Annotated in this window: 13 protein-coding genes; 10 read left to right on the forward strand and 3 right to left on the reverse strand. The window is 71.2% G+C overall.

The genetic code is table 11. The features are described from left to right. Positions 1-218 precede the first annotated feature (218 nt). The 7 genes from AAC944_RS25685 (at position 219) to AAC944_RS25715 (ending at position 10,830) form a co-directional block, all read left to right on the forward strand. Positions 219-3,209, forward strand: coding sequence for a putative bifunctional diguanylate cyclase/phosphodiesterase (locus AAC944_RS25685; RefSeq protein WP_037773486.1), 2,991 nt, complete (start codon positions 219-221; stop codon positions 3,207-3,209). A 207-nt stretch (positions 3,210-3,416) separates the two neighbouring features. Next, a complete protein-coding gene (locus AAC944_RS25690; RefSeq protein WP_030623847.1) occupies positions 3,417-5,270 on the forward strand; it encodes an acetolactate synthase large subunit in 1,854 nt (617 codons plus the stop codon). A 32-nt stretch (positions 5,271-5,302) separates the two neighbouring features. Then, complete coding sequence (ilvN, locus tag AAC944_RS25695; RefSeq protein ID WP_030623861.1) at positions 5,303-5,827, forward strand: acetolactate synthase small subunit; 525 nt, start codon at positions 5,303-5,305, stop codon at positions 5,825-5,827. Between the two features lie 147 nt (positions 5,828-5,974). After that, complete coding sequence (ilvC, locus tag AAC944_RS25700; protein ID WP_030623864.1) at positions 5,975-6,973, forward strand: ketol-acid reductoisomerase; 999 nt, start codon at positions 5,975-5,977, stop codon at positions 6,971-6,973. A 247-nt stretch (positions 6,974-7,220) separates the two neighbouring features. After that, positions 7,221-8,825 (forward strand): phosphoglycerate dehydrogenase, encoded by a 1,605-nt coding sequence (gene serA, locus AAC944_RS25705; RefSeq protein WP_030623867.1) that lies wholly within the window; start codon positions 7,221-7,223, stop codon positions 8,823-8,825. A 407-nt stretch (positions 8,826-9,232) separates the two neighbouring features. Beyond that, positions 9,233-9,616, forward strand: a complete 384-nt coding sequence (locus AAC944_RS25710) for a VOC family protein (RefSeq protein ID WP_030624428.1) — start codon at positions 9,233-9,235, stop codon at positions 9,614-9,616. 215 nt (positions 9,617-9,831) lie between these two features. Further along, on the forward strand, positions 9,832-10,830 hold the full coding sequence (locus AAC944_RS25715; protein WP_063760039.1) for a PRC and DUF2382 domain-containing protein: 999 nt from the start codon (positions 9,832-9,834) through the stop codon (positions 10,828-10,830). A gap of 82 nt (positions 10,831-10,912) precedes the next feature. Here the strand turns inward: AAC944_RS25715 and AAC944_RS25720 are convergent, their stop codons facing one another. After that, entirely contained in the window at positions 10,913-12,586 is a 1,674-nt protein-coding gene (locus tag AAC944_RS25720; protein WP_030624424.1) for a purine-cytosine permease family protein, read from the reverse strand. Between the two features lie 96 nt (positions 12,587-12,682). Next, positions 12,683-13,927: a helix-turn-helix domain-containing protein gene (locus AAC944_RS25725; protein WP_030624421.1), complete on the reverse strand. Its 1,245-nt coding sequence runs from the start codon at positions 13,925-13,927 to the stop codon at positions 12,683-12,685. Positions 13,928-14,130: 203 nt separating this feature from the next. Between AAC944_RS25725 and AAC944_RS25730 the strand changes: the two genes are divergently transcribed. Beyond that, a complete protein-coding gene (locus AAC944_RS25730) occupies positions 14,131-15,057 on the forward strand; it encodes a proline dehydrogenase family protein (RefSeq protein ID WP_030624418.1) in 927 nt (308 codons plus the stop codon). Between the two features lie 80 nt (positions 15,058-15,137). Next, positions 15,138-16,769, forward strand: a complete 1,632-nt coding sequence (pruA, locus tag AAC944_RS25735; protein WP_030624415.1) for an L-glutamate gamma-semialdehyde dehydrogenase — start codon at positions 15,138-15,140, stop codon at positions 16,767-16,769. A 56-nt stretch (positions 16,770-16,825) separates the two neighbouring features. Here the strand turns inward: pruA and AAC944_RS25740 are convergent, their stop codons facing one another. Then, positions 16,826-16,963: a hypothetical protein gene (locus AAC944_RS25740; protein WP_196943366.1), complete on the reverse strand. Its 138-nt coding sequence runs from the start codon at positions 16,961-16,963 to the stop codon at positions 16,826-16,828. Between the two features lie 373 nt (positions 16,964-17,336). Here AAC944_RS25740 and AAC944_RS25745 point away from each other — a divergent pair, with 373 nt between their 5' ends. Then, positions 17,337-17,960, forward strand: a complete 624-nt coding sequence (locus AAC944_RS25745; protein WP_030624413.1) for a TetR/AcrR family transcriptional regulator — start codon at positions 17,337-17,339, stop codon at positions 17,958-17,960. Positions 17,961-17,962 lie beyond the last annotated feature (2 nt).

Here is a 17,962-nt window from a genome sequence, read left to right on the forward strand (position 1 = left end):
ACTGGTGTATCGTCCCGAACGGGGACCAGCGCCGGGACGTGGCGGCGCGCAGCGAACGACCGTAACCGAGGGGGGCGACGGGCGATGAACGGCCGATGCACCACCGAGACGAGGACCGCTGAGCACACGCGCTCTCCGCGCGTTCCCACCGCGATACGGACGCGGCGCGGGCCGCGCCCGCCACGACCACGCCGGTGGGCGGCGCGGGGGAGAGCACGGTGACCGCCTCCGGCGCGGTGCTCGCCCCGCCGGCCCGGCCCCGCTCGGGCGCGAGCAGCCTCCCGCAGATCCTGCTCGCCGTCGTCTGCGGCGGCTACGCCACCGGCGCGGCGTTCGGCTGGGGCTCGGAGAAACTGGCCCTGATCATGGGTGACTTCGGGCTCAGCGCGGCGGCCCTGGCGGCGGCGGTCTCCTGCGTGCTGTACGCCCGCAGGCACCACAGCCGCTTTCGACCCGCCTGGCTGCTCTTCGCCGCCTCCTCCGCGATGGCCGGCATCGGCAACGGCGTCTGGGGCTGGTACGAGGTCGTCCTCGAAGCGCCCGTGCCCAGCCCCTCGGTCGCCGACTTCTGCTTCCTGCTCTTCGCGCCGCCGGCCATCGTCGGCCTCCTGGTGCTCGCCAAGCGGCCCGTCACCCGGGCCGGCTGGGTCTGCCTGGGGCTGGACGCCTGGCTCATCGGCGGCTCGCTGCTCACGCTCTCCTGGAGCCTGGCGCTCGCCCACACCACCCACTTCCAGGGCCGGACGGTCGCCCAGGGCGCGCTGTCGCTCGCCTACCCGCTGCTGGACATCGTCCTGGTGAGCATGGTCCTGGCGCTGCACTTCAGGCGCTCCTCGGCCAACCGCTCGGCGATCAACACCGCCATCGCGGCGCTCGCGCTGACCGTGCTGTGCGACGCGCTGTTCACCTCGCCGCTGCTGCGCGAGCACTACCGCTCCGGGCAGATCCTGGACGCCGGCTGGTTCGCCGGGTCCATGCTGCTCGCGTACGCCCCATGGGTCGCCGCGCGCTCCGGCGCCGACACCCCCGGGGAGGACTTCACCCGCGCCACCCGGCGCTCCGCCGTGCCGCCCGGCAGCCGCCCGATCGCCGGCTCGCTGGCCGCGCTCACCCCGTACCTCGCCGCCGCCGTCTGCACCCTGGGCATCCTGCTCAACGTCCTGGACGGCCGCCGCATCGACCACGTCGTGCTCTTCACCGGCTGCACGGTCGTGCTCGCCCTGGTCGTCCGCCAGGGCATCATGCTCGTGGACAACATCACCCTGACCCGGGAGCTGGCCCAGAAGGAGAACCACTTCCGCTCCCTCGTGCAGGGCTCCAGCGACGTCATCATGATCGCCGCGCCGACCGGCATCCTGCGCTACGTCAGCCCCGCCGCGTCCGGTGTCTACGGCCGCGACGCCGAGGACCTGGTCGGCTCCGAGCTGGCCTCGCTGATCCACCCCGAGGACCTCGGCCGCGTGGTCCACGAAGTACGGCGCTTCCTCGCCGCCGACCCCGAGGCGGAGCCCACCACCCGCATCGAGTGCCGCTTCCGCGCCGGCGGCGGCCGCCCCGGCGGCGAGCAGTGGCTCAACGTCGAGTCCACGGTCAACCGCCACGAAGGCGGCCTGATCTTCAACTCCCGTGACGTCACCGAGCGGGTGCGCCTCCAGGCCCAGCTCCAGCACAACGCCTCGCACGACGCGCTGACCGACCTGCCGAACCGCGCCCTGTTCACCGAACGGGTCAGCCAGGCCGTCAGCGGCCGCCGCTCCTCCGACCACGACACCGCCGTGCTCTACATCGACCTGGACGGCTTCAAACAGGTCAACGACACCATCGGGCACCAGGCCGGGGACGAGCTGCTGATCCAGGCCGCGCGCAGGCTGGCCGAATCCGTACGGGCCGGAGACATCGCCGCGCGCCTGGGCGGCGACGAGTTCGCCGCGCTGATCATGGGCGACGGCAGCCGCGACCTCACGAGCCGGGAGTTCCGCGTCCACGAGATCGCCGACCGGCTGCGGATCAGGCTGTCCGAGCCGTACCGCATCGACGGCCAGGACGTCCGGGTCGCGGCCAGCATCGGTGTGGCCTTCGCCGAGCCCGGTGTCACCCCGGCCACCCTGATGCGCAACGCCGACCTCGCGATGTACCGCGCCAAGCAGGCCGGCAAGGGCCGGGTGGAGATGTACGCACCGCAGATGCAGGCCGACGTGGTGCGCCGCTCCGAACTGGCGACCAAGCTGCGCACGGCCCTGCACGACGGCGAGTTCGCGCTGCTGCACCAGCCCGTGGTCGAGCTCTCCAGTGGCCGGATCACGGCGGTCGCCGCCCAGGCCCGCTGGCGCTCGGCACAGGGCATCCTCTTCACCCCCGCCGAGTTCCTGCGGGTGGGCGAGCGCGGCCGGCCGGCCACCGAGGAGGGCGAGCGCACCGCCGAGCTGGGCCGCTGGCAGCTGGAGGAGGCCGTCGAGCAGGCGGCGCGGCGGCACCGCGCGGGCCATCCGGTCAGCGTCGCCGTCCGGCTCTCCGCCCGGCGGCTGCTGGACCGCAAGCTGCCGCCCAGGAGCATCGAGACGTTACTCGCGCGGCACGGCCTGCCCTCCGGGGCGCTGCTGCTGGAGCTGTCCGACAGCGACCCGCGGATCCCGCTGGACGAGCTGGAGCGCCGTCTGGCGGCCCTGCGGCGGCTCGGCGTACGGATCGCGCTGGACGGCTTCGGCAGCGGTTACGCGGCGATCAGCGCACTGCGCCGGCTGCCCATCGACGTGCTGCGGCTGGACCGCGGCCTGGTCGACGGGGTGGTGGAGTCCGCACGGCTGCACAAGATCACCGCTGGTCTGCTGCGGATCGCGGGCGACCTGGGACTCCAGTCCGTCGCCGACGGCGTGGACCGCCCGGAACAGGTCACCGCGCTGCGCGCCATGGGATGCACGCACGGCCAGGGCATGGCCTTCTCCGGCCCGCTGGACGAGCACCGGCTCCGCAGGGCGCTGACCATCGGCGCTTACCCCGTGCCCGGCCTGCTGCCCGAGAGCCGCGAGATGGTGCTGAGCAGCGCCGTGCCGGCCGCCCGGCGGGCCGGCCCGCCGCGGGAGGCGGGCGGCGCGGGGCGGCTCGGGGAGCTGCCGCGGCGGCTCGGCGCGAGCGAGGTGCCGGCCGGTCCCGACGCGATCAGCCATCCCCCGTTGCGCTCAAATAGTGAGACCTCCGTCCCACCCACTTGACACCCCTGGTGCGCCGGGGGGAAGGTCGGAGCCATGCGCACCCGAATTCTCGTACTTGGACAGCGCGTCGGCTGAAGCCGGGCCATGACATAGCCCGGCGCAACGCACCGACGCGCTCCCCTCGCTTGCCTGACGGCACGAGGGGTTTTTTGTTGCACCAGCACCGCCAAACCCCATCAAAACCCTCACCTCCGAGAAGAGACGCAGATGACCGAGCAGGCCTCCGGGGCCCACCATCCGCAGCCGCGGGCCCGTACCGGCGGGGCACAGCAGCCCACCGCCGTCGAGCACGTCACGGGCGCGCAGTCCCTCATTCGCTCTCTTGAGGAGGTCGGGGCCGACACCGTATTCGGCATCCCCGGCGGTGCGATCCTCCCGGCGTACGACCCGATGATGGACTCCAAGAAGGTCCGTCACGTCCTCGCCCGCCACGAACAGGGCGCGGGCCACGCGGCCACCGGTTACGCGCAGGCCACCGGCAAGGTCGGCGTCTGCATGGCCACCTCGGGCCCCGGCGCCACCAACCTGGTCACCCCGATCGCCGACGCGCACATGGACTCCGTCCCGCTGGTCGCGATCACCGGCCAGGTCGCCTCCGCCGCGATCGGCACGGACGCCTTCCAGGAAGCGGACATCTGCGGCATCACGATGCCGATCACCAAGCACAACTTCCTGGTGACCGACCCGGCCGACATCCCCAAGACGATCGCCGAGGCGTTCCACATCGCCTCGACCGGCCGCCCCGGCCCCGTCCTGGTGGACATCGCCAAGGACGCCATGCAGGCGAAGACCACCTTCTCCTGGCCGCCGCAGACCGACCTGCCCGGCTACCGCCCGGTGACCAAGCCGCACGCCAAGCAGATCCGCGAGGCGGCCCGCATGATCACCGCCGCCAGGCGGCCGGTGCTCTACGTCGGCGGCGGCGTCATGAAGGCCGGCGCGACCGCCGAGCTGAAGGTGCTCGCCGAGCTGACCGGAGCCCCCGTCACCACCACCCTCATGGCACTGGGCTCCTTCCCCGACACCCACCCGCAGCACCTGGGCATGCCCGGCATGCACGGTACGGTCGCCGCGGTCACCGGGCTGCAGAAGGCCGACCTGATCGTCGCGCTGGGCGCCCGCTTCGACGACCGCGTCACCGGCAAGCTGGACAGCTTCGCGCCGTACGCCAAGATCGTGCACGCGGACATCGACCCGGCCGAGATCGGCAAGAACCGCGAGGCCGACGTGCCGATCGTCGGCGACGCCCGCGAGGTCATCGCCGACCTGATCGTGGCCGTCCAGGCCGAGCACGAGGCCGGCCGCACCGGCGACTACACCGCCTGGTGGAACGACCTGAACCGCTGGCGCGAGCACTACCCGCTCGGGTACGACCTCCCCGAGGACGGCAGCCTCTCCCCGCAGCAGGTCATCCAGCGCATCGGCCAGCTCGCGCCGGAGGACACCATCTACGCCGCGGGCGTCGGCCAGCACCAGATGTGGGCCGCCCACTTCATCGACTACGAGAAGCCCGCGACCTGGCTGAACTCCGGCGGCGCCGGAACGATGGGGTACGCGGTCCCGGCCGCGATGGGCGCCAAGGCCGGACAGCCGGACCGCCCGGTGTGGGCGATCGACGGCGACGGCTGCTTCCAGATGACCAACCAGGAACTGGTCACCTGCGCGCTGAACAACATCCCGATCAAGGTCGCGATCATCAACAACGGCGCGCTCGGCATGGTCCGCCAGTGGCAGACGCTGTTCTACAACCAGCGGTACAGCAACACCGTGCTGCACGCCGGACCGGAAGCGGCCGAGAAGCCGAACCTCGGCACCCGCTGCCCGGACTTCGTGAAACTGGCCGAGGCCATGGGCTGCGTGGCGATGCGCTGCGAGGACCCGGCCGAACTGGACGCCGTGATCGCCAAGGCGAACGCCATCAACGACCGCCCCGTCGTCGTCGACTTCATCGTCCACGAGGACGCCATGGTCTGGCCGATGGTCGCCGCCGGCACCTCCAACGACGAGGTCATGGCCGCCCGCGGGGTGCGCCCCGACTTCGGCGACAACGAAGACGACTGACCGGCCAGGACAGAAGAGAAGAGACCGAGCACATGACCAAGCACACGCTCTCCGTCCTGGTGGAGAACACGCCGGGTATCCTGGCCAGGATCGCCGCGCTGTTCTCCCGCCGCGGCTTCAACATCGACTCACTCGCCGTCGGTGTCACGGAGCACCCCGACATCTCACGCATCACCATCGTCGTGAATGTCGAGTCGCTCCCCCTGGAGCAGGTCACCAAGCAGCTGAACAAGCTGGTCAACGTCCTGAAGATCGTCGAGCTGGAGCCGTCCTCGGCCATCCACCGCGAACTGGTCCTGGTGAAGGTCCGCGCGGACAACGAGACGCGCTCGCAGATCGTCGAGATCGTCCAGCTGTTCCGCGCCAAGACCGTGGACGTCTCGCCGGAAGCCGTCACCATCGAAGCCACCGGCGGCGCCGACAAGCTGGAAGCCATGCTCAAGATGCTGGAGCCGTTCGGCATCAAGGAGCTGGTGCAGTCCGGCACGATCGCCATAGGGCGCGGCGCCCGGTCCATCACGGACCGCTCGCTGCGGGCCCTGGACCGTTCCGCCTGATCCGCGTCCTCCGGCCGGGGCACCCCGCCACGGCCGGAACGCACCCCCTCGCCCGCGGACCCTGCCCGCATGGCGAGACCCTGAGCTTTCATCCCCGAGCCCCGGCATAGTCTGTGGGCACCAGCTAGTACCAAGGAGATACCCGAAGTGGCCGAGCTGTTCTACGACGACGACGCCGACCTGTCCATCATCCAGGGCCGTAAGGTCGCGGTTCTCGGCTACGGCAGCCAGGGCCACGCCCACGCGCTGTCGCTGCGCGACTCGGGCGTCGACGTGCGCGTCGGCCTGCACGAGGGCTCCAAGTCCAAGGCGAAGGCCGAGGAGCAGGGCCTGCGCGTGGTCAGCCCCTCCGAGGCGGCGGCCGAGGCCGACGTCATCATGATCCTGGTGCCGGACCCGATCCAGGCCAAGGTCTACGAGGAGTCCGTCAAGGACAACCTCAAGGACGGCGACGCCCTGTTCTTCGGTCACGGCCTGAACATCCGCTACGGCTTCATCAAGCCCCCGTCCAACGTCGACGTCTGCATGGTCGCCCCGAAGGGCCCGGGCCACCTGGTCCGCCGCCAGTACGAGGAAGGCCGCGGCGTGCCCTGCATCGCCGCCGTCGAGCAGGACGCCTCCGGCAACGCCTTCGCGCTGGCCCTCTCGTACGCCAAGGGCATCGGCGGCACCCGCGCCGGCGTCATCAAGACGACCTTCACCGAGGAGACCGAGACCGACCTGTTCGGCGAGCAGGCCGTGCTCTGCGGCGGCACCGCAGCGCTGGTCAAGGCCGGCTTCGAGACCCTGGTCGAGGCGGGCTACCAGCCCGAGATCGCGTACTTCGAGTGCCTCCACGAGCTGAAGCTGATCGTGGACCTCATGTACGAGGGCGGCCTGGAGAAGATGCGCTGGTCGATCTCCGAGACCGCCGAGTGGGGCGACTACGTCACCGGCCCGCGGATCGTGAACGAGGCGACCAAGGCCGAGATGAAGAAGGTCCTCGCCGAGATCCAGGACGGCACCTTCGCCAACACCTGGATGAAGGAGTACGAGGCCGGCCTGCCGAAGTACAACGAGTACAAGAAGGCCGACGCCGACCACCTCCTGGAGACCACCGGCAAGAAGCTGCGTGGCCTGATGAGCTGGGTGGACGAGGAGGCGTAAGCCTCATGGCCGAGGGGCCGTACCGGTGCGGTACGGCCCCTTGCGCCACTCCCTTGTCCACTGCGTAGAACCACGCACGGGTGATCCTTCCGCTCCGGCGAAGGATGAGCCCTGGAACGCCACTACACTGCTGACCACAAGCGCGTCAGGCTCACAACGTCGTGCGTCTTCCACGCGGCTGCCCCCTTCACCGCCTTCGGCCGTCGGGACGGCCGTCCGCGAAGGATTAGTGAGGACTGAAGACCACGTGAGCACTGCTCCTGCCAGCAAACCTGTCGTACTCATCGCCGAAGAGCTCTCCCCCGCGACCGTCGACGCGCTCGGTCCGGACTTCGAGATCCGGCACTGCAACGGCGCGGACCGCGCCGAGCTGATCCCCGCCATCGCCGACGTCGACGCGATCCTGGTGCGCTCCGCGACCAAGGTCGACGCCGAGGCCATCGCCGCCGCGAAGAAGCTCAAGGTCGTCGCCCGCGCGGGCGTGGGCCTGGACAACGTCGACGTCTCCGCCGCCACCAAGGCCGGCGTGATGGTCGTGAACGCGCCGACCTCCAACATCGTCACCGCTGCCGAGCTGGCCTGCGGCCTGCTGGTCGCCACCGCGCGGAACATCCCGCAGGCGAACGCCGCGCTGAAGAACGGCGAGTGGAAGCGCAGCAAGTACACCGGCGTGGAGCTGGCGGAGAAGACCCTCGGCGTGGTCGGCCTCGGCCGCATCGGCGTCCTGGTCGCCCAGCGCATGTCCGCCTTCGGCATGAAGGTCGTGGCGTACGACCCGTACGTCCAGCCCGCGCGCGCCGCCCAGATGGGTGTCAAGCTGCTCTCCCTGGACGAGCTGCTGGAGGTCTCGGACTTCATCACGGTCCACCTCCCCAAGACCCCGGAGACCGTCGGCCTCATCGGCGACGAGGCGCTGCACAAGGTCAAGCCGTCCGTCCGGATCGTCAACGCGGCCCGCGGCGGCATCGTGGACGAGCCCGCGCTCGCCGCGGCGCTCAAGGAGGGCCGGGTCGCCGGCGCGGGCCTGGACGTCTACGCCTCCGAGCCCTGCACCGACTCCCCGCTCTTCGAGTTCGACCAGGTCGTGTGCACCCCGCACCTGGGCGCCTCGACCGGTGAGGCGCAGGAGAAGGCCGGTATCGCGGTGGCCCGCTCGGTGCGCCTGGCGCTCGCCGGCGAGCTGGTCCCGGACGCGGTCAACGTCCAGGGCGGCGTGATCGCCGAGGACGTGAAGCCGGGCCTGCCGCTGGCCGAGAAGCTGGGCCGGATCTTCACCGCGCTCGCGGGCGAGGTCGCGGTCCGCCTGGACGTCGAGGTGTACGGCGAGATCACCCAGCACGACGTGAAGGTGCTGGAGCTCTCCGCGCTCAAGGGCGTCTTCGAGGACGTCGTCGACGAGACCGTGTCGTACGTCAACGCTCCGCTGTTCGCGCAGGAGCGCGGCGTCGAGGTCCGCCTCACGACCAGCAGCGAGTCGCCCGAGCACCGCAACGTCGTGACGGTGCGCGGCACGCTCGCCGACGGTGAGGAGATCTCGGTCTCCGGCACGCTGGCCGGCCACAAGCACCAGCAGAAGATCGTCGCGGTCAACGACCACAGCATCGACCTGGCGCTCGCCGACCACATGGCCTTCCTGCGCTACAGCGACCGTCCCGGCGTGGTCGGCACGCTCGGCCGGATCCTGGGCGAGGCCGGCATCAACATCGCCGGCATGCAGGTCTCCCGTGCCGACGTCGGCGGCGAGGCGCTGGTCGCGCTGACCGTCGACGACACGATCGCGGCCCCGGTGCTCGGCGAGATCGCCGACGAGATCGGCGCCACCTCGGCGCGTACGGTCAACCTGACCGACTGACGCCCTCGGCAGCCCGAGCGAAGGGCCCGGACGGATGCGTTCCGTCCGGGCCCTTCGACGCGTTCATGAGTTGTCCACAGGGGCCCCGCGGGACGCCGGGGGCCCGTTATCTTCGCGGTATGTGTGGTGGAGGCGGGGGAGGGGGTCTCGCCACCGGGAGCTCTTCCGCTGGTTGGGGAGAGGGAGGGGCCCTGCCAGGGATGGGAAAGCGAGGGGCCCTGCCAGGGAACGGAAGGCCTGAGCCCCCCTCCGCCCCCAGCCCTGAGCCCCCCCTCCGCCCCCAGTCCTGAGCCCCCCTCCGCCCCCAGTCCTGACCCCCCCTCCGGCCCCCGGCGTAAGACCTATGGACGATACGCCCCGCAGCCCGCGCCTCCTAGGCTCGACAGAGACGAACAGGGAGGCCAACCATGGCAGTTGAGCTGAACCACACGATCATCCACGCCAGCGACCGGAAGCGGTCGGCGGAGTTCCTCGCGGACATCCTCGGGCTGGAGGTGCAGCCCGAGTTCGGCCCCTTCCTCCCCGTGGCGACCGACAACGGCGTCACCCTCGACTTCGCCCAGGACAGCGGCGAGATCACCCCGCAGCACTACGCGTTCCTGGTCGGCGAGGACGAGTTCACCCGCGGCTTCAACCGCATCAAGGAGCTGGGCCTGGAGTACTGGGCCGACCCGCACCGCAAGCTCCCCGGCGAGATCAACACCAATGACGGCGGACGCGGTGTGTACTTCGCCGACCCGGACGGCCACTACATGGAGCTGATCACCCGCCCGTACGGCAGCGGAAGCTGAGCCACAGAGGCGTTCACTCGAACGGAGTAACGCCGGGGGGTGGGGCGCGGTGCCGGCGGGTGCCGCGCTCCGCCCTCAGGAGCGGCTTCGGGACCGGTACGGACCGGTGGCCGGCACGGCGCCCAGGTGCTCCCGACTCGCTGCGCGGCTCCATGGGGTGCGCAATGGGAGTGGTGCGTGCCTCTCCTGCAGGCGCGCGCGAAAGGAGAGACGCCATGAATGCACCTCTGGGTGACACCCCTCATGACCTGGCCGGGCTGACCGTTTTCGACGCCGACGGCAACAAGGTCGGCACTGTCCAGCAGGTCTACCGGGACGACGCCACCAATGAGGCGGAGTGGATCACGGTGCGTACCGGGCTGTTCGGTACGAAGGAGACCTTCGTACCGCTGGCCGGCTGTACGCGGACGGACGACGGTCTGCGTGTGCCGCACACCAAGGAGCAGATCAAGGACGCCCCGCGCATGGACGCCGACGGTCACCTGGAACCGTCGGAGGAGGAGCGTCTGTACCGGCACTACGGTCTGACCCGGTCGGGCCGCGGCGGCATGGACCGCAACATGGGCACGGGGCAGACCGGAGGTATGGGGACCGCGGCCGCCGCGGGCGGCATGGGCACCGCGGGTGCGGCCGGCATGGCCGGGCAGCACACGCGCCCCGAGGCCGACCGGCCGCTGGCCGGCGCGGGCGCCGGGGGCATGGCCATGTCGCGTGGCGGTGCCTCGGACGCGGACCGCGCCAAGGAGCAGAATCCTGAGATGACGCTCTCGGAGGAGCGGGCCCGGTTCGGTGTCGAGGAGCACGAGAGCGGCCACGCGCACCTGCGGAAGCATGTGGTGACCGAGAACGTGAGCCAGACCGTGCCGGTCAGCCACGAGGAGGCTCGCATCACGCGGGAGCGGATCCCCGAGGACGAGGCCCGCCGCACCGGTGGCAGGCCGGCCAAGCTGGAGGACGGTGAGTACGACATCACGCTGCACCGCGAGGAGCCCGTGGTCAGCAAGGAGACGGTGGCCTACGAGCGGGTCCGGCTGGAGACCGACCGGGTCACCGAGCAGCAGGAGGTGTCGACCGAGGTCCGCCGGGAGCAGCTGGAGTTCGACGACGGCACGACCCCGGCGGCCGGCGGCAAGGGCCGTACGGGGCCGACGGACCGGACGGGCATGAAGGGCACCAAGGAGACCGGCGAGGAGGACACGGGGCACGCCTGGTGATCCAAGGCGGTTCTCCGCTCGCCGCACCGCACGCGACGCCTGCCCGGCTCAGCACGGGCAGGCGTCGCTCCGTCGCGCGCGGTCAGGCCGTGCCGGGTGCGGCGGGCAGGACGTGCGCGCCGGTCCGGTCGGTGCTCAGGCACAGGGAGCAGACCACCGCGTCGTGGGCCTGGCAGGCGGCCACGTCGGGGCGCTCGAACTCCTGCCGGCAGACGTGGCAGGTGTACGTGACGGCGCTGGGGTTGCCGTCCGCGTCCAGCGGGGGTGCGGCGATTCCGTCCTCGGTCCGCCGCAGGTAGTACCGGCCCTTGGTGACGACGGCCATCAGGGGCGTGAGGGCGAAGGCGAGCACCGCGGCGGCGACCGGGGAGTACGGCTGGAGGGTGTCGCCGAGGGCGTGGAAGTACATCGCGATCGAGAGCCCGGAGGCCGCGGTGAACGCCACCACGCCGACGGGGTTGACCGCGTACAGCATGCCGCGGCGGAACTCCGGGGCGTGCGGGGAGAGCTTCAGCAGGTACTTGTTGACCAAGATGTCGGTGGCGACGGTGACGATCCAGGCGATGGCGCAGTTCGAGTAGAAGCCCAGGACGGCGTTGAGGAAGCTGAACATGTCGGCCTCCATCAGGATCAGCGCGATGCCGAGGTTGGCGAGTACGAAGACCATCCGGCCGGGGTAGCGCCTGGTGACCCGGGTGAAGGAGTTCGTCCAGGCCAGCGAGCCCGAGTACGCGTTGGTCACATTGATCTTGATCTGGCTGATGACGACCAGGACCACGGCCAGCGGTACGACGAGCCACGGCGGCAGCATCGCCTCGAAGGCGCCCTTGAACTGCTGGATCGGCTCGGCGGCGGCTGCCGGTGCCACCTCGGCGAGCGCGTACACGGCGAGGAAGATGCCGACGGCCTGCTTCAGCGCGCCGAGCACCACCCAGCCGGGCCCCGCCATGATCACGGCGGTCCACCAGGCGCGCCGGTTGGCCCGCGTCTTCGGCGGCATGAAGCGCAGGTAGTCGATCTGTTCGCCGATTTGTGCGATCAGCGACAGGCAGACGCCCGCGCCCAGCAGCACGGAGGCGGTGTCCAGGCCGCCGTCGCCGGACGTGCCCGGGTACGCCAGGAAGTCCCGCACGGTACCGGGGTCGGTGGCGACGAGGTACACCAGCGGACCGATCATCAGCAGCAGCCAGACCGGTGTCGTCCACACCTGGAGCTTGCTGAGCGCTTTCATGCCGTACACGACCAGCGGGATCACCAGCAGGGTGGACACCAGGTAGCCGAGCCAGAGCGGCAGGCCGAGGCCGAGTTTCAGGCCCTGCGCCATGATCGAGCCCTCGGTGGCGAAGAAGATGAACGTGAAGCTGGCGAAGATGACACTGGTCAGGACCGAGCCGTAGTAGCCGAAGCCGGAGCCGCGGGTGATCAGGTCCAGGTCGATGTTGTAGCGGGCGCCGTAGTACGCGAGCGGGAAGCCGGTCACGAAGATGACCACGGCGGCGACCAGGATCGCGGCCAGCGCGTTGCCGGTGCCGTGGGCGAGGCCGATGCCCGCGCCGATGGAGAAGTCGGCGAGGTAGGCGATGCCGCCCAGTGCGGTGGTCGCCACGACCATCGGCGTCCAGCGGCGGTAACTGCGCGGCGCGAAGCGGAGGGTGTAGTCCTCCAGCGTCTCCTTCGCCGCGTGGTCGGTGGCCGGCCGTCCGGTGCGCGGCGCGGCCGGTGCGGTGTCCGCCTCGGAGTACAGCCCTGTGTCCATGGCGGGGACCCTAGGAATCGCGTGTTACCTGCACCCGCTTGCGCGATGACACGGATGTTTCCCGGTGTTACGGAACGGGTCCCGGCGCCAAGTGCGCTACAGCCGCGCCGACTTCAGCGCCATGTGGAGCAGCAGTCGGTCGGCGCCCTCGTCCAGGTCCAGGCCGGTGAGCTTTTCCACGCGGCCCAGGCGGTAGTACAGCGTCTGCCGGTGGATGCCGAGCGACTGGGCCGTGCGGCTCGCCTGGCCGGCGCAGTCCAGGAACGCCTCGGCGGTGCGGGCGAGTTCGGCGTGGGCGGGGGAGAGTAGCGGGCGAATCGTTTCATCGGATGTGCCGACCGGCAGGCCCGTCAGCAGCCGGTACGCGCCGATGGCGTCCCACTGCGCGACCGGGCCCAGCCGCGGCTCGGCGTGCGCGGCGCGCGCCGCCGCCAGCGCCTCGCGCCAGGCGCCGGGCAGGTCGGACAGCTCCTCGCGCGCCGCCCCTATGCCGGCGGCGGCCCCGGCGCCCGCGCGCGGGGAACGCAGCAGGTGCTCCGCCGCCGAGTGCGCGGGCGCGAGCCCGCCGGCCGTCCGCAGGCGCACGAGGGCCGCGAGGGTGTGCCCGGTGGCGCCCGGCCGCGCTCCCGCGCCGGGCGGCCCGCCGGGGCGCTCATCGGTGCCCGTGGCCCCGGCCGCGCCCGGCGGCATCGCGCTCGCGGCGAGCAGCCCCGGCAGGCCGGGCAGCGGCGCCACGTCGGTGTCGGAGGTGTCCCAGGGCAGTACGGCGACCACCGCGAGCGACGCCTCGGCCGCGCCGGGCCGCAGCGCGCCGCGCAGCGCCGCCGCCGCGGCCTGCCGCTCCGAAGCGCCGCTCACCAGCAACTCCCGCAGCAGATCGCCCAGTTCGGCACCGGCGCGGGCCTCGGCCGCCAGCAGTGCGCCGATCCGCGTGGCGGCCTCCATCGCCTGCTCGATGCGCGGATCGGGCGGCGTGCCACGCCCGCCCAGCTCCAGGTTGCTGAGGTGCCCGTCGTCCAGCAGCCAGACGTACCCGTGCACGATGCCCCGGTGGCGTACGGGCAGGCAGATGCGGCCCTTGTACACGCCGGCGGCCGGGTCGGGCGGGATGCGCAGCGCGGACTTGGCGCGGGCGATGCCGAACCCCTCGAACCAGGCGCGGACGGCGGCCGTGGACCGGCGCTGCAGGATCGACCGGGTCCGCACCGGGTCCATCATCGAGTCGTCGTCGCCCTCGTGCGCGCCGAACGCGATCAGCCGGAAGTCCCGGTCCTCCAGCGTCGCGGGCGCGCCGAGCGCCGCCGAGATCTCGTCCACCAGCTGCTCGTAGTCCCCTGGCATGTCGCCGCCTGGCTCCTCTCCGGTCACCTCTGCGTCAGGTGTCACGGCACATTCTCATACATCTGTCTGAGATCCCGGACACGAAGGCGTGACAGCTGTCGATGGCTACCGACGTACCGTGAAACTTACGTTTCTGGTGGCTCGACCCGCCGGCGCGCCCCGCACGCTCGGCATCTGTCATCCGTGAACCGTGGAGGTGCCCCGTGCTGGGTCCCGTGATCCTCGCCGCAGCGCGCAGCGACAAGATGCGCCGTCTCGTCTCGGCCGCGCCGGTCACCCGCCCCGTCGTCGACCGCTTCATCGCGGGCGAGACGCTGGGCGACACCGTCCCCGCCGTCCGCTCCCTGGCCGACGCCGGCCTGGAGGTCACCCTGGACGTGCTGGGTGAGGACATCACCGACCCCGCGCAGGCGCTCCGCAACCGCGACGCCTACCTGGAACTGGTCGAGGGCCTGCGGCCGCTGGGCCTGGGCACCCGGGCCGAGATGTCGGTCAAGCTCTCCGCCTTCGGGCAGGCCCTGCCCGGCGGCCACGAGCTGGCCCTGAAGAACGTCACCCCGGTCGTCGAGGCCGCCGCCGAGATCGGCACGACGGTCACCCTGGACATGGAGGACCACACCACTGTGGACTCCACCCTCGCCGTCCTCGGCGAGCTCCGTGAACGCTTCCCGCAGACCGGCGCGGTGCTGCAGTCCTACCTCTTCCGTACCGAGGACGACTGCCGCGCGCTGGCCGGGGAAGGCTCGCGGGTGCGGCTGGTGAAGGGCGCGTACAAGGAGCCCGCCACCGTCGCGTACCAGGACAAGACCGAGGTGGACAAGGCGTACGTCCGCTGCTTGAAGATCCTGATGGCGGGCGAGGGCTACCCGATGGTCGGGTCGCACGACCCGCGTATGGTCGCCATCGCCCAGGACCTCGCCTTCCGCGCCGGCCGCAAGTACGAGGACTACGAGTTCCAGATGCTCTACGGCATCCGGGAGGGCGAGTACCGGCGGCTCGCCGCCGAGGGCCACCGTATGCGCGTCTACGTCGCCTACGGCACCGACTGGTACGGCTACTTCATGCGCCGGCTGGCCGAGCGCCCCGCGAACCTCGCGTTCTTCGCCCGCTCGGTGCTCACCCGCAGCTGAGCCCGCCCGGGCCGGTCCCGCCGCCGGCCCGGACCCCACAGACTTCGCACCCGCACCCGACAGAAGGAGACACGGCCGCCATGGACGCTGTGACCCACGTCCCCGCCCCGTACAACGAGCCGGTGCACGGCTACGCCCCCGGCTCCCCGGAGCGCGCCCGCCTGGAGGCGAAGCTCAAGGAGCTCGCCGAGAACCCCATCGACCTCCCGATGACGATCAACGGTGAGAAGCGGATGGGCGGCGGCGAGCGCTTCGACGTCGTCCAGCCGCACAACCACAAGGCCGTGCTGGGTACGTACGCCAACGCCACCAAGGCCGACGCGCAGGAGGCCGTCGACGCGGCCCTCGCCGCGGCCCCGGCCTGGCGCGCGATGTCCTTCGACGACCGTGCGGCGATCCTGCTGAAGGCCGCCGACCTGCTGTCGGGCCCGTGGCGCGAGACGATCGCCGCCTCGACGATGCTCGGCCAGTCCAAGACCGCGCAGCAGGCCGAGATCGACGCGCCCTGTGAGCTGGTGGACTTCTGGCGCTTCAACGTGCACTTCGCGCGTGAGCTGCTCCAGGAGCAGCCGCCGATGCAGCCGAACGGTGTCTGGAACCGCCTGGACCACCGCCCGCTGGAGGGCTTCGTCTACGCGATCACGCCGTTCAACTTCACCGCGATCGCCGGCAACCTGCCCACCGCCCCGGCCCTGATGGGCAACGTGGTGGTCTGGAAGCCGTCCCCGACCCAGACCCACTCCGCCGTGCTGCTGATGCAGCTGCTGGAGGAGGCCGGGCTGCCCAAGGGCGTGATCAACCTGGTCACCGGTGACGGCAAGGAGGTCTCCGAGGTCGCGCTGCCGCACCCGGAGCTGGCCGGCGTGCACTTCACCGGTTCGACCAAGACCTTCCAGTACCTGTGGAAGGAGGTCGGCCAGAACATCGAGAAGTACCGCTCCTACCCGCGTCTGGTCGGCGAGACCGGCGGCAAGGACTTCATCGTCGCGCACCCCACCGCCGACCCGGCGATCCTGAAGACCGCCATCACCCGTGGCGCCTTCGAGTACCAGGGCCAGAAGTGCTCGGCCGCCTCGCGTGCCTACATCGCCCGCTCCACCTGGGAGTCCGGCTTCAAGGACGAGCTGGTCGCCGAGGTCGAGGGCCTGACCATGGGTGACGTCACCGACCTGTCGAACTTCATCGGCGCCGTCATCGACGACCGGTCCTTCGCCAAGAGCAAGGCCGCCATCGACGCCGCCAAGGCCGACCCGGCGTGCGAGATCATCGCGGGTGGCACGTACGACGACTCGGTGGGCTACTTCGTCCGCCCGACCGTCATCGCCTGCTCCGACCCGGAGAACGACGTCTTCAAGACCGAGTACTTCGGCCCGATCATCGCCGTCCACGTCTACGAGGACGCCGACTTCGACGCCACGGTCGAGCAGATGGAGTCGGCCTCGGCGTACGCGCTGACCGGCGCCGTGATCGCCAAGGATCGCGAGGTCGTCGCCGAGGTCTCGGAGAAGCTCCGCTTCGCGGCCGGCAACTTCTACGTCAACGACCGCCCGACCGGCTCGATCGTCGGCCAGCAGCCCTTCGGCGGCGGCCGCGCCTCGGGCACCAACGACAAGGCGGGTTCGAAGTTCAACCTGCTGCGCTGGATGTCGCCGCGCGCCATCAAGGAGACGATGGTCGCTCCGACGGACTACCGCTACCCGCACATGGGCTGACGCCCCGGCGCACGGCCACTGCCCCCTCCCGCGGCCGGGAGGGGGCAGTGGTGCGTTCAGTGGCCGGTCACGCCGCCGTTGTCGCGGCGGTCCAGGGCGCGCTGGAGGGCGGCGGCGGCGTTCTTGCGGTCGGTCTCGCCGGACGTACGCACGCGGTGGCGGATCCTGCGGGCGGGGGCAGCGGTTTCGGCCATGGCTACGTCTCTCCTTAAGAATCGTGAGTTCGATCCCCGAGATGCCAAAGAAGGCGGAATACGTCGCCGGAGCGGGCGGGGCCTGGCGCGCCAGGGGTCGCCTGGGCGTGCGCGCCGGCCGGAGCCGCCATCGCTGGATGAAGCGAGACGTTCGGCTCCTACAAAGCTAGGACAGCCGGGCCGTGATGTCTGCACAATTACTTGGGCTTCCTACTATCTGAGACGGGTCGCCGCCGCCGAAGCCGCTCGCGCGGCCTTGACCTGCGGTTCTTCCCTCCCGGTCGGGCGCGCTGTCGTACGGTTCACACCCATTTCCCGGTGTCCCCGCGGGACATGTGTCCCATGGGGACACATGTGGGTGTACCGTGCATATATGAGTGAGGAAGCGCCCGAACCGGACCGTAAGGCGCAAGCCGCGCGCCGCACCCGGGACCGGCTGGCGGCCGCCGCCCTCGCCCTCGCGCTGGACCGCGGACTCGCCGCCGTCACCGTCGAGGAGATCGCCGCCCGCGCCGGCGTCACCCGCCGCACCTTCAGCCGCCACTTCACCGGCAAGGAGAGCGCCGTCGTGGACTGCCTCCGTGCCGACGCCGACCGGATCAACCGCGCCCTGCGCGCCCGGCCCGCCGGTGAACCACCGCTGACCGCCTACCACCGGGCCGTACGGGACTGGCTCGCCGACCCGGAAACCCCCGCCTGGCACCGCAGCGCCCGCGTGTTCGACCTGCTGCGCCTCGCCGAACAGGAGCCGACGCTCTACGCCGCGCTCCAGCACACCCGCGTGGAAGCGCAGGAGGACTCCGTCCGCATCGTCGCCGACCGGCTCGGCACCGACCCCGACACCGACCTGCGCCCCGCCGTCCTGGTCGGCGCGGGCGCCGGGGCCCTGATCGCCGCGCAGACCGCCTGGGTGCGCGGCGGGGACACGGGGGCACTGCCGCGCCTGGTCGACGAGGCCTTCGCGGCGCTTTCCGCAGAACGAGGAGGTTCACCATGAAG

It is taken from the genome of Streptomyces sclerotialus, assembly GCF_040907265.1.
Taxonomy (GTDB): domain Bacteria; phylum Actinomycetota; class Actinomycetes; order Streptomycetales; family Streptomycetaceae; genus Streptomyces; species Streptomyces sclerotialus.